The 12,978-nt window shown below is 60.0% G+C and carries 8 protein-coding genes and 1 tRNA gene; 6 read left to right on the forward strand and 3 right to left on the reverse strand.

The window, feature by feature from the left end; translation table 11 throughout:
• Positions 1-24 precede the first annotated feature (24 nt).
• The 4 genes from metA to AC0L7P_RS12365 are packed head-to-tail and all read left to right on the forward strand — an operon-like array spanning position 25 to position 3,497.
• Positions 25-942, forward strand: coding sequence for a homoserine O-acetyltransferase MetA (gene metA / locus AC0L7P_RS12350; RefSeq protein WP_473433032.1), 918 nt, complete (start codon positions 25-27; stop codon positions 940-942).
• Positions 917-1,897: an alpha/beta fold hydrolase gene (locus tag AC0L7P_RS12355; protein ID WP_473433033.1), complete on the forward strand. Its 981-nt coding sequence runs from the start codon at positions 917-919 to the stop codon at positions 1,895-1,897. The genes metA and AC0L7P_RS12355 overlap by 26 nt, the downstream gene beginning before the upstream one ends.
• A gap of 45 nt (positions 1,898-1,942) precedes the next feature.
• Complete coding sequence (ppk2, locus tag AC0L7P_RS12360) at positions 1,943-2,809, forward strand: polyphosphate kinase 2 (protein WP_473433034.1); 867 nt, start codon at positions 1,943-1,945, stop codon at positions 2,807-2,809.
• The gene (locus AC0L7P_RS12365; RefSeq protein WP_473433035.1) at positions 2,802-3,497 is read left to right on the forward strand and encodes a TetR/AcrR family transcriptional regulator; all 696 of its coding nucleotides are present in this window, start codon (positions 2,802-2,804) and stop codon (positions 3,495-3,497) included. The genes ppk2 and AC0L7P_RS12365 overlap by 8 nt, the downstream gene beginning before the upstream one ends.
• On the opposite strand, the gene AC0L7P_RS12370 is transcribed toward AC0L7P_RS12365, so the two are convergent.
• The 3 genes from AC0L7P_RS12370 to AC0L7P_RS12380 all read right to left on the reverse strand — a co-directional run bounded on the left by AC0L7P_RS12370 (position 3,453) and on the right by AC0L7P_RS12380 (position 11,610).
• Positions 3,453-8,492, reverse strand: a complete 5,040-nt coding sequence (locus tag AC0L7P_RS12370; RefSeq protein ID WP_473433036.1) for a calcium-binding protein — start codon at positions 8,490-8,492, stop codon at positions 3,453-3,455. The two genes, AC0L7P_RS12365 and AC0L7P_RS12370, sit on opposite strands and share 45 nt — an antisense overlap.
• A gap of 229 nt (positions 8,493-8,721) precedes the next feature.
• On the reverse strand, positions 8,722-11,262 hold the full coding sequence (locus tag AC0L7P_RS12375; RefSeq protein ID WP_473433037.1) for a hypothetical protein: 2,541 nt from the start codon (positions 11,260-11,262) through the stop codon (positions 8,722-8,724).
• Positions 11,263-11,537: 275 nt separating this feature from the next.
• Positions 11,538-11,610, reverse strand: a tRNA-Gly gene (locus AC0L7P_RS12380).
• 50 nt (positions 11,611-11,660) lie between these two features.
• On the opposite strand from AC0L7P_RS12380, the gene AC0L7P_RS12385 reads away from it, so the two are divergent.
• Together AC0L7P_RS12385 and AC0L7P_RS12390 are read left to right on the forward strand one after the other, a co-directional pair.
• Entirely contained in the window at positions 11,661-11,843 is a 183-nt protein-coding gene (locus AC0L7P_RS12385; protein WP_473433038.1) for a hypothetical protein, read from the forward strand.
• A 126-nt stretch (positions 11,844-11,969) separates the two neighbouring features.
• Positions 11,970-12,962, forward strand: a complete 993-nt coding sequence (locus AC0L7P_RS12390; RefSeq protein WP_473432696.1) for an LLM class flavin-dependent oxidoreductase — start codon at positions 11,970-11,972, stop codon at positions 12,960-12,962.
• Positions 12,963-12,978 lie beyond the last annotated feature (16 nt).

The following is a 12,978-nucleotide window of genomic DNA, read 5'->3' on the forward strand; positions in this document are numbered from 1 at the left end:
TCACCCCATCCAAGGAGCATCGAAATGCCCATCAAACTGCCCTCTGCCCTTCCGGCCTTCAACGTACTGAAGAACGAGGGCGTGATGGTGATGGACGATACCGATGCCGCGCGCCAGGATATCCGCCCCTTGCGGATTGCCCTGCTGAACCTGATGCCCAAAAAGATTCAGACTGAAAATCAGTTCGCCCGCCTGATCGGGGCAACGCCGCTTCAGATTGATCTTCACTTGATCCGCATGTCCGAACATCAGGCCAAAAACACCGCCGCCGAACATATGGAAACCTTTTATCGCCCGTTTCAGGAGGTGAAGGACGAAAAATTCGACGGGCTGATCATCACCGGCGCGCCGATTGAACATCTGCCTTTCGATCAGGTCACCTATTGGGATGAACTGTGCGAGGTCATGGATTGGACCCAGACCAATGTACATTCCACCTTTGGCGTGTGCTGGGGCGGTATGGCGATGATCAACCATTTTCACGGGGTCACGAAACACATCCTGCCCGCCAAGGCGTTTGGCTGTTTCCGGCACGCCAATCTGGCGCCCACATCCCCCTATCTGAACGGGTTTTCCGACGATTGCGTGATTCCGGTCAGCCGCTGGACCGAAATGCGGCAAGCCGAGATCGACGCCGCACCCGGGCTGACCACGCTGCTTGGCTCTGATCAGGTCGGGCCTTGTCTGGTTGAGGATCCGGGCCACCGCGCGCTCTATATCTTTAACCATTTTGAGTATGACAGCGACACGTTGAAACAGGAATATGACCGCGATGTCACCGATGGCACGCCGGTCAAGGTGCCTGACAATTATTATCCGGGGAACGATCCAACCCTGAAACCGTTGAACCGTTGGAGAAGTCATGCCCACCTTCTCTATGGCAATTGGCTTAACCAGATATATCAGACAACGCATTATGACATTTCCCAGATTGGCCGCTAGTTTCGTCGTTGCCGCAGCCCTCGCAGGCTGCGGTGCCTTGGTGGACAAACGCGCCGACCACCGCGAGGCCGAGGCCGAGGCGCGTTTTCCCCCCATCGGCAAATTCCTGACCGTTGAAGGCCGCCGCGTGCATTACTTTGAGGCGGGCAAAGGCCCCGATCTGATCCTGATCCACGGGGCCAGCGGCAATCTGCGCGATTTCACCTTTGATTTCGTTGACCGGGTGAAAGACCGCTATCATGTGGTGGCCTTTGATCGCCCCGGTCTTGGCTATACCGACCGCATTTCCCCGGCTTTTGAGGGCGCCACCAACACTGCCGCCGAAAGCCCGGCCCAACAGGCCGCGTTCCTCAAGGCCGCCGCCGACCAATTGGGTGTGACGCGGCCCATCGTGCTGGGCCATTCCTATGGCGGCGCGGTCGCCTTGGCCTGGGGGTTGGAATATGATCCTGCCGCGCTGGTCATTGTATCGGCGGTGTCAAACCCATGGCCCGGAGGATTGGGCGCGCTATATGACATCGCCGCCTCGTCTGTGGGGGGCGCGACTGTCGTGCCCCTGATCACCGCCTTTGCCCCGGAACAACGGGTAAAAGACACGATCAACGAGATCTTCCAGCCCCAGGAACCGCCCGCAGGATACGCCGAATATGTCGGCCCCGGATTGACCCTGCGCCGCGCATCGTTTCGGGCCAACGCCCGACAGGTTGAATCCCTGCGCCCGCATATCGTTGAAATGTCAAAACATTACGGCACCTTGTCGATGCCCGTGGAAATCCTGCACGGCACGGCAGATGACATCGTTCCGCTAAAAGTCCACTCCGAGGTGCTGGTGCGACAGATCCCCGGTGCCCGTCTGACCCGCCTTGAGGGGATTGGTCACATGCCCCATCATGTGGCCCCCGATGCGGTAACCGATACCATCGACCGCGCCGCACAGCGCGCCGGATTGCGCTGAGCGGCACGCCGCCATACTGTCGGACAGCACGATCAGGAGATGAACATGACCCTGCCCTTTGACGGCGCCATCAGCCAGTTCTTTGAAACCGAGGCCCCCGACACGGTGCGCGCGGCAATCAAGGACGGCAAAAAGAAAGACATCCTTGACCCCGATTATCCCTACGACGACCGGATGGATGGCGGCGATTACGATGATGCGCTGGACGCGCTGCAACTCAATCTTGTGCGTCTTCAGGCTGATGTGAAAGACACCGGAAAACGGATTGCCTTGGTGTTTGAAGGACGCGATGCGGCGGGCAAGGGCGGCGCGATCAAACGGTTCCGCGAAAACCTGAACCCCCGGGTGGCGCGCGTCGTGGCCCTGCCCAAACCGACCGAGCGCGAGATGGGCGAGTGGTATTTTCAACGCTATATCAGCCACCTGCCCTCGGCCGGCGACATCGTGCTGTTTGACCGGTCTTGGTATAACCGGGGCGTTGTTGAACATGTGTTCGGGTTTTGCACCCCCGAACAGCGCGAAAGGTTCTTTCAGCAGGTCAATGATTTCGAACATATGCTGGTGAATGACGGGATCATCCTTGTCAAACTCTGGCTGAATGTCGGGCGCGCCGAACAATTGCGCCGTTTTCTCAAACGCGAGAGTGACCCCCTGAAACAATGGAAACTAAGCTGGATTGATGTCGAGGGCCTGAAACGCTGGGATGCCTATTCCGAGGCGATCAGTGAAACCCTGCATCGCAGTGAAACCACCGCCGCCCCCTGGACGGTGATCGCAGCCGACGACAAGAAACGCGCGCGGCTGGCCAGCATTCAAAGCGTGTTGCAGGCTGTTGATTTCAAAGGAAAGGCGTCAGATTTAAGCGCCCCGGATCCAAAGATAACCGGCGGGCCTGAAAGCTGGAATGGCTAAGCGCGGGTATCACCACGGCAACCTGCGTCAGGCGCTTGTGGATGCCTCGCTTGCGCTGATCCATGACAAGGGGCCGAACGGGTTTACCCTGTCAGAGGCGGCAAAACAGGCCGGTGTCACCCCCGCCGCCGTCTATCGCCACTTTGAAGGGCGTGATGATCTGATCGCCGAGGTGGCGGCGCAAGGCTATGCGGTTTTTGCCGATCTCATGGAATACGCCTATGACAGCGGCCAGCCGTCGGATCTCGCCAGCTTCGAAGCAACGGGGCGGGCATACCTCGCCTTTGCGCGCCGCTATCCCGGCCATTATGTGGCGATGTTCGAATCCGGCATTTCCGTAAACCGCACCCCCGAACTGGCCCGTGTCGCCAACAAGGCGCAATCGGTGCTGGAAAAGGCCGCCGTCAAACTGTCCGAACACATCCCGCCTGCCAAACGCCCGCCGCCGCAAATGTTCAGCGCCCATATCTGGGCCATGTCCCACGGGGTGGTTGAATTGTTCGCGCGGGGCAGCCCGGGGCGGACATCGCCCTTCCCGCCCGAGGATCTGTTGGAATCCTGCATCGGCATCTATCTGCGCGGCCTTGGCCTGATCCCCCCGACACCTAGGGCTGTGGGCGATAGTGGCCCGATCAAGCCGCGCTCAAAGGATGAAATCAGCCGCCGACAGTGCGGGTGCGCCGCTTAGTTCGATGGCGAAATCATTCATCCCGTCGCCGTCCACATCGCCCACCACAAAGCCCGCGATCACGCGCAGTTCACCCGCCGTGCCGCTGAACGCGGCATTGCCGATCAGCGTCATGTTCAGCGCGCCGAGGTTGATCCGGTCACTGCCCGAGGTGAAATCAGTGATGACATCGCGCCCCCCGCCCAGCCCCGCCGCGGCGGCACTGGCGAACACGAATACATCCGCACCGGGGCCACCAGTCATCACGTCGCGTCCCGTTCCGGCATGAATCGTGTCATTGCCCACGCCGCCATAAATACGGTTGCTGCCCGCTCCGGCGACGATCACATCACTGCCCGCGCCGCCGCCGGTGAAATCATTGCCCGCCCCCAGATAGATGGCGTTGGCCCCGGCACCGCCAAAGATGCTGTCATTGCCCGCGCCACCCGCAAGAAAATCATCGCCCGATCCAGCGTGGACCCTGTCATCGCCCCCGTTGCCCAGCAGCACATTGCGCCCATTCCCTTCGCCATAGATCAGATCGCCACCGGTGCCGCCCTGAATCGTGTCGGCGCCCAACCCACCAAACAAACGGTTGGCCCCTGCCCCGCCGTAAATCAGGTCATTGCCCGCGCCGGTTCCGATTCTGTCATTGCCCAGACCACCAAAGATCGTGTCGGCCCCGTCTGCGCCCAGCAACAGATCGTCACCCGCGCCACCGCCGATGAAATCACCGTTCATGGCCGCCCTGATCGTGTCGTTTCCACCGTTGCCGAACAACCGGTTTGTGCCGGCGCCACCGTCGATCTGATCGTTGCCCGTGCCACCCTGAACCGTGTCGTTTCCCGCGCCGCCATAGATGACGTTGGCCCCGGCCCCGCCACTGATAAAGTCGTTTCCGCCCGCCCCGGCGATGAGATCATTGCCCGTTCCGCCGTACAGGGTGTCGTTGCCGGTTCCTCCGTAAAGCTCGTCCTTGCCCGCACCGCCTGCAAGCAGGTCGTCTCCTTCGTATGCGTATATCGTGTCATCCCCGCCAGCGCCGAGGAAGTAATTCGCCGCGCTATTGCCGCTGAACGTATCGCCGCTTTCGCTGCCCACATATTTTTCAAAACCAGAGAACCGCCCGACGGCGTAATTTTCGACATCCACCGTTTCGATCAGAAACGCCCGATACTCCCGGTCCGATTGGGTGGGCAGGATGCGTGTCAGGTCGTCGGCGCTGTTGGAAAAGGCCGGGTTGGCCTCGCGCACCTGTTCGGGTGTCATCGACACACCGTTGAACATCCGCGCCTCGGTGCCGTCGCTTTCGGCGGTGCCGTCGCCGTCCAGATCGCGGATTGACCAGCGGGCGACCTGTTCGGTCATTGTCCCCGAATAGTTGGACGCACCCAGCCGCAACAGGATTGATCCCTGCGACGTGCCCAGATCAAGCGTGTCGATCCCGGCTCCGCCATAAAGCAGCTTGCTCCCGGGGCCGGCGACGATCCTGTCATCGCCCGCACCACCTGCGGCGGTGTCGTCACCAGTGCCAGTGACCAGCACGTCATTGCCACCGCCACCCACAAGGCTGTCATCCCCCGCGCCCCCGGACAACAGATTGTTGAACCGGTTGCCGGTCAGCGTATCATCCCCCCCGCTGCCGACCACGTTTTCGATAAAGGCCAGCGTGTCATTGCCAAAGGCGCCAGTGGCAAGGTTTGCCGTCAGATCAACGCTGACACCGCCGAAATTACCGGCGCGCAGCGCGCCGTCCAAACCGCCCGGGCGCACCCATGCATAGGACACCGTGTCGTTGCCCGGCCCGCCGTCCAGATGATCGTTGCCAGTGCCCCCGTGCAGCAGATCCTCGCCTGCGCCGCCTTGCAGTTGGTCATTTCCGGCACCGCCATAAAGTTTGTCGTCGCCCCCGCCGCCATGGATCGTGTCGTTTCCCCCACGGCCAATCAATTGTTCCGAGCGGTTGCTGCCCTCGATCAGATCGTTGAAATCAGTCGCGATCAGCGTTTCGAAATTTCGCAAGGTCATTCCGACCTGATCGGAGCGATTGGTGCTGGTCGCGCCCTTGAACGACGCAACGGTGCCAGCGGCAAGGTCGGCAACAATCCGCGACTCCAGGTCAATATTGAAAGAGATGGCATCGAAACCGGCGCCGCCGTCAGCATCACCGAAGAACCGTTCGATCTGCACGAAATCATTGCCAATGCCCATCAGGGCGGCGTTGCCGCTGTCTGAATCGTCGAAGATGACGTAATCGTCGCCCGCCTCGCCCCGGAAAATGCCGCCACCTCCGTTGTTGAAATGGCCGACATCGTTGCCGTTGCCTGCAAAAACCTCGGCATTGCCGCCTTCACCGTCAAAACGGTCGTTGCCATCGCGCATTTCGAATTGCCGGAGCGCCCCGCCCCCCGGTTTGTAAATCACATGATCGTCGAAATTGCCGAACGACATCAATTCGATGCTTTCCGGTTTGATCGAAAAGAACGCACCACCCGCATTGCGCAGGTCTTCGCCCACCACGGTGGTTTTAAAGGCCTTCAGGGTCAGCGCGATGCCGGTGTCGACCTTGTAAAACCAGCGCGCATCCCCCACCCCGTCAAGGCGCAGGGTGTCGAATCCGTTGTTGCCATTCACCTGAAGCGCGGTCGAGCCGCCATTGACACTTTCGACCAGGATCAGATCGTCGCCCACGCCACCGTCGATGTTTTCCGTACCACCAGTGCGGATCGTGTCGTTGCCGCCCGCCCCGTGCAGCCCATCGGCCACCGCACCGCCGGCGATCGTATCGGCCATGTCGGACCCCATAAAGCCCTCAACCCCGTCCGTAGTGTCGGTGGAAATCTGGTGGCCGGCCATGTCAAACCGCGTGATGATGCCAGTGGTGCCGTCGATGCGCACCGGGCCGCTTTGCGCGACCTCGCGCAGGAATTCGCGGAATTTGTTGCCGATGGCGGGATCGTCGGATTGTTCGCTGATCCCCGTGCTTGCGAGGGCAGCGTAAGATACCCAATCCAGCCCGTCGCCCCCGACATAATGGTCGCTGACACCTGCCTCGGCGGCGCTGCCTGACACCATCACGTCGATGTTGCCTGCCCCGGCATAGATCACGTCGGCCCCCGCGCCGCCGATGATATAATCGTCCTCGCCGCCGGCATCTATCGTGTCGTTGCCCCCAAGGCCCGAGATCACGTCAATTCCGTCGCCGGTATAAATCGCATTGGCAAATTCGCTGCCGCGGACCGAATGTTTCTGATCCGGCGACGCGATGACGTTTTCAATGCCGCTGAGCGTGTCGCGCCCCTGACCAAAGGATGTGCCGTCGATCAGATCCACCCTCAGTTGGCTGCGCGCGCCCTCAAGCACCTGAAACGTATCGGTTCCCGGCCCGCCTCTGGCGATGTCGTCACCCAACCCCGGCAGCAGCACGTCGTTGCCTGATCCGCCATCCAACAGGTCATCGCCCGTTGATCCGAAAATCCGGTCGTCGCCAGAACGGCCCTCGGCCATATAGAACCTGCTGCCGTCCACAGACACCCGAAGCCCCGAGGACTGAAGAAACATCAGATCGTCGGCAGGGCCATTCTGATCACCGACCAGCACCGAACCGCCGATAATCGCATTGTTCAACTCGGCGCCGGTGAACGAAATATCGGTGAACACCACCGTATCGCCATCATCAAGCGCCACCAGAACATCGACCCCGGTATTTACCGAGGTCTGCGGCGCCAGATGGCTGACGATGATATCGCCGGTGTCCGGGTCGCGCGCCAGTTCGTATTCGGTGAAACTGGCGCCGAAATAGAACAGATCGTTCCCCACCTCACCGTCAAGCCGGTCCGACCCGGCCCCGGCAAGGATCACATCGTTGCCACCACCGGCCAGGATCGTGTCGTTGCCGCCCAGGGCATCAAGTATGTCGTCGCCATCATCGCCGCGCAGCACGTTGGACACATCATCGCCCCAGCCGGTCGGCCCGTGATCCGCCTCACCAACCACATCACCGAAAAAGGCCCCTTCGATGGCATCAAGAAACGGGATCGTGCCCAAACCATCGACGATATATTCCAGCAGGAAATCCTGCATCGGCTGAACAAGCTGGTTGAACGCGTCCAACAGGTTGATCGCCGGGGTCAGCGATGAAATCGCGTCTTGCGCCGCGCCCAGAACATCATCCAGATTCAACGTATCGACAACAAAGTCGATGATCGGGTTCACAATCAGCCCGACCAATGCATCGACCGCATTCAAAAGCGGCAGGATCGGTTCGATCAGCGCACCGGCCGTTTCAAGCGGTGTTTCAAGGAAATCGAAAAGTTTGCCAATTTCCTCCAGATCCACCAGATCGCCAAGGATCTTTTCGAAATCAATGTCGACAAGCACTTGCAGAAACCCGTCAACATCGGCCTTGATCGACGCATAGAGAGATTCAACCCCCGCGATCAGGGCCGTGCGCCCCGCCATCTGATCTTCGATGGCCGTGTTCAGCGCGGTATAATTGCCGCTCCAGGTTTCGCCGCCCCGGGTGGCGGCGGCTATCGCAAGGCTGAAATGGCCTGTCGCCTCGGATGCGATTTCAAGCTGGCGATGCTTGAGCGTCAGGGTGTCCCTGACGCCTGCAATGACCAGACCCGCAGTGTTCAGGTTGGATTCGACGCTTTCGATGAACGCGCCGTCGCCTTCCTTGGTCGGGGTCGAGGTATCGTCCTTGCCGCTAATATCGTCAAAGGCGTCGTTGATCTTGTCGACTGGTTTTTCCAGTGCCTTGAGAACCTCTTGCAACCCCTTTACCGGCGTCTTGAGGGGCGAAATGAACCCCACCGTCGTCAGCAGGCCGTTGGCGATGAAAAGGCCATTGTCGGCCTTGTCGGCCGTTTCATCTGCGGTCTTGAATTTTGTCACGCCGAAACTGGCGGCCGTAATCAGATAGCTGATCTTGGTCGTAACGTCGCTCAGCGCTTCGATTCTGGGGATGGTTCGGTCGACACGCGCCTTGTAGGTATTCAGCTGAATGCCCATCAAGAAGACCTCTCTATGTGCAATATTGGGTAATCAAAACTCCGGCAATTCAAACAATATGTGTGGTCAACATGCCAGAATAGGCAGCCCACCTTGTCAAGGGTGGCGCAATTTCACGTTTCGATCAACAATTTTGGCCCAATTCCCCGGGAATGGAGCGGCCTTTGGCGTGGCACGTGGCGATTTGCGCGGCGGGAATGCAAATCAACATTCCCGCCGATCTTGGACCTTACAGGATCAGGTCACCGGCGGTCAGCCCCGGCGCGCCGCTGAGTTGGATGGTGAAATCCGTAACGCCATCGCCGTTGATGTCACCAATCAGATACCCCGCCGCACCGCCCGTCTGATACGCCAATTGCCCCGGGGCGCTGAATGCGGCCCCGCCGATGAAAGTCAAATTCAGCGCACTCAGATCAATGTGATCAACCCCGGTCTGGAAATCGGTAATGATATCGCGCCCGGCCCCAATTCCCGCCTGTGCGGCGCTGTTGAAGACGAAAACGTCGGCCCCGGGGCCGGCGGTAATCACATCGCGCCCGGTGCCCGAGGTGATCGTGTCATTGCCGGTTCCGCCATAAATGCGGTTGGCCCCCGCACCGGCAAAGATGGCGTCATTTCCCGCCCCTGCACCGACGAAATCGTCACCCCCGCCAAGGTAAATTCTGTTGGCCCCGACCCCGCCATAAAGCGAGTCGTTGCCATCGCCACCGGCCATGAAATCGGCGCCCGCTCCGGCGGTGATCACATCGTTGCCACCATTGCCCAGCAGCGTATTTGCGCCGTTACCGCCCCCCACAATGGTATCTGCCCCGGTGCCCCCCTGCACGGTATCATTGCCCGCGCCGCCATAAATTGCATTGGCCCCGGCCACACCGAACAGCGCGTCGTTCCCATCGCCGCCGCCGATCAGATCGTCCCCTATGTTGCCGTAAACAATATCGTTGCCGCCATCGCCCAGCACCGTATCGTTCCCGGCGCCACCATAGATCACGTCGTTGCCGGCGGCGCCGTGCAGCACCTCGTCCTCATCGCCGCCGATCAGCCGGTCATCGAAACCGGACCCGATCAGCGACTCCATCTGGATGAACGAAAAATACCCGGCGACGGATTGGCCGGTATCGCCGGCAAAATCACCGATATCCTGAAACGCACCGTCAAGTTGCAGGGATACGGCCACGCCACGCCCGAACAGGGCGAAACTGGCGGTATCAACACCGCCCCCGCCCTGCACCGCTGTGCCATGGTTCGGGTCTGTTTCGTGCAGGAAAATGGTATCGTTGCCATCGCCCAGCCGAACCTGCCCCAACCCGTTGCGGCCCATGGTGACGCTGTCGTCACCATCGCCCAGACGAATGGAATTTGCCCCGCCGTTGGCCACAAGGGTCGTGCGCGAATTGCCGTTCACCTGAAACGCCCCGACAAAGCCCTGGGTGATGACATCATGCACGCCGCCATCCCCACTGAAGGCGATCTGCCGCGCGCCGCCATCACCGATGCGCAGGGTGTTGTTGCCCTCATAGGAATAGACCGATTCCATAAACCCGTTTCCGGTGGTCAGCCGGTTGTCGCCTGCGCCCATTTTCAACAGATGGATACGGGCGTTGTCGTTCAGGGTAATCGTATCGTTGTCATTGCCCAGTTGCAGGCTGCCGATCCGGCTGTCACCGGTCAGGGTGACGGTGTTTGTACCGTCGTTCAGACCGGCGCTCTCGATCCGGGTCGACCCGGACATCATAACCGTGTCATCCCCCCCATAGGCAAGAACCTGGTCAACGCGCGCACTGCCGCTCATCTCGATCCGGTTGTTGCCATTGCCCATCTGGGCGCTCTGGCCGCGGCCATCGCCGGAATAAACGAACCGGTCGTCACCGTTATAGGCCGTGATCGACACGACATCGCTGCCATTTCCGATGAAAGCCTGATCGTTGCCGCTGCCCAGAATGACGGTACTGGCTTCGCCACCGTTGCGGGCCACGAAAATATCGTCGTTGTCGCCCAACTGAATCTGCTCGGCCCGTCCACCATCAAGGGTCACCCGGTCCTGCCCGTTCGAGAACCCGATCGAATGCACCTCGCCGTTGCTGTTCACGGTGACGGTGTTGTTGCCACTGTAGGACGTGACCGCGCCGACAAAGTTGGTGTTGCCCCCCATACCGCTTTCGATGGTCAGGGTGTTCGCTCCATCGCCCAGCGACAGTGAATCCGCGCCGTTGCGAATCGTGACCGTGTCGTCGCCGTCGCCACCCCTCAGATACGAAACAAAGCCATTGCCGCCGTTAAAGACGTTGTTGCCGTGCCCCATGTACAGCCCGTTGATATAGCCGTCACCGCCGCTGACCGTGTCGTTGCCATTGCCAAACTCAATCAAACCCACGCCACCGCTGCCCAGTGTGATCCTGTTGTTGCCACCGTAGAGTTCGACCGCCGAGGTGCGTTCATTGCCCAGGGTCAGATTGATTTCGCCATCACCGCGCAGGAACCGTACCCGCGTGTCGCTCAAATCCAGCGTTCCGGTGGCATCATCCAGATCGACATAATTGATCGTGCGGTCGCCCCCGCCGTTGTTGGTGAAATTCGCGTTGATCGGCCCGTCGCTGCGCAGCCTGAGAACGTCAATGTCCCAGTTTCCGGAAAGAGCTGCGTTCAGCGTATAACCAGGCTGTCCGTCATAGACCGAAATATTGACCTCACCGAGATAATTATTGCTCCAGTTGAAGGTGTTGCCAAAAGCCGTGAAAGGTGAAACGCCGTCGAGTGCAATATTAGCCACGAGAAAACCCCCATAAAATTTGATTGAAAACGAGTTTATGAGACACCCGCGACGCCTATTCTGTCAATTCTTTTAGATGCCGCCAATTCCGTTACATGAATGGGAAACGCCTGACAGGCGGCTAAAAACGCCGCTTCAACAAAGAGTTGAGAACGTATTTCATCCTTTGGAAGAATTGGCGGGGCCGCACTCATCGCCTGGTGCAAAACACTCTACGGACCCGGCGCCACACGCAACCACGACATATCGCGTGAATTTCTCAGATTCCGTGGATTTGGAGCGGGTGAAGGGATCGAACCCTCGTCATCAGCTTGGGAAGCTGCTTCTCTACCATTGAGATACACCCGCGACTGCGGCCTTTTACTCGGCCACGCGGCGACCTGCAAGGGTAATTGATTGTGCGAAGTGCCACCGTGCGCGGCGCGGAACGCCCGAACGAAGTGGCCGACCACGCCACCTATCTCGCGCAGCTGAAGAAATCCCACTCCCGCAAAACCGGTTTCTGGTCCCGTACCGGAGCCGCCAAACCAGCGCCAACCAACATCGCCCGCCGTCCTGTTTGGGGCAAGACTGACGAGTGACGCACGCCCCCTGCATTGGCCGGGCGGGCCTGCGCAGTCGCGCAACGCCGGGCCTCACAACAAAAATCCGCGGGTTTCCTTGGTTCGCAACCCTGCAGTGCATAGGTCATGCAAAAGGACCGCACCATGAAGAAATTCTCGTTACTCGACTTGTCGCCGATCCCCGAAGGCAAGACCGCAGCAGATGCCTTGGCCAATACCGCAACCCTTGCCGTCGCGGCAGAGGCTGCGGGATATCACCGCTTTTGGCTGGCCGAGCATCACAACATGCCGGGCATCGCCAGTGCAGCCACGGCGGTTGTCATCGGTCATGTCGCGGCGGCGACGAAAACCATGCGCATTGGCGCCGGTGGAATCATGCTGCCCAATCACGCCCCCCTTATGGTGGCTGAACAATTTGGAACGCTTGCAACCCTGTTTCCCGACCGGATCGACCTGGGATTGGGGCGCGCACCCGGCACGGATATGGCGACAGCCCGCGCGTTGCGGCGCCATATGGCGCCCGAGGATCGCTTTCCCCAGGACGTGCAGGAATTGATTGGCTATTTCAACGACGCGCCGAAGGGCGCTGCGGTGCGCGCCATTCCCGGCGAAGGCACCCAGGTTCCGGTCTGGATTCTCGGCTCCTCGCTCTATGGTGCGCAACTGGCGGCGCATCTTGGCCTGCCCTACGCCTTTGCATCGCATTTCGCACCTGACCTGTTGGAGCAGGCGATTTCGATCTATCGGTCGTCTTTCCAGCCCTCGGAATCCCTTGCGCGCCCCTATGTGATGATGGCCACAGGGGCTTGCGCGGCGGAAACCGAGGCAGAAGCAGAGTTTCTGCGGTCATCGCAATTCCTGGCCTTCGCCAACCTGCGCACAGGAAACCCGGGCAAGCTGCCCCATCCGCAGAACGATGTCGCCTCGCTCATTCCGGCGCCGGTGTTTGCCCAGGTCCAACGCGCATTGTCCTGCTCGGCGACCGGCGATGTTCAGACGGTCCGCAGGCAGTTCGAGGCCCTGATATCCAGGTATCAACCAGATGAGCTTATGGTGACAGGCATGATCCACGACCCGCAAGCAAGGGTGCGATCATTCCAGATTGCCGCAGAGGTTCTGAAGGAATTCAGCACGTAACAATTGATGGCACCTA

It is taken from the genome of Oceaniglobus sp. K40-3 (assembly GCF_055808395.1).

Coding starts and splice junctions, on each gene's coding strand:
- metA (WP_473433032.1), top strand. CDS start 25: ATGCCCATCAAACTGCCCTCTGCCCTTCCGGCCTTCAACGTACTGAAG.
- AC0L7P_RS12355 (WP_473433033.1), top strand. CDS start 917: ATGACATTTCCCAGATTGGCCGCTAGTTTCGTCGTTGCCGCAGCCCTC.
- ppk2 (WP_473433034.1), top strand. CDS start 1,943: ATGACCCTGCCCTTTGACGGCGCCATCAGCCAGTTCTTTGAAACCGAG.
- AC0L7P_RS12365 (WP_473433035.1), top strand. CDS start 2,802: ATGGCTAAGCGCGGGTATCACCACGGCAACCTGCGTCAGGCGCTTGTG.
- AC0L7P_RS12370 (WP_473433036.1), bottom strand. CDS start 8,492: ATGGGCATTCAGCTGAATACCTACAAGGCGCGTGTCGACCGAACCATC.
- AC0L7P_RS12390 (WP_473432696.1), top strand. CDS start 11,970: ATGAAGAAATTCTCGTTACTCGACTTGTCGCCGATCCCCGAAGGCAAG.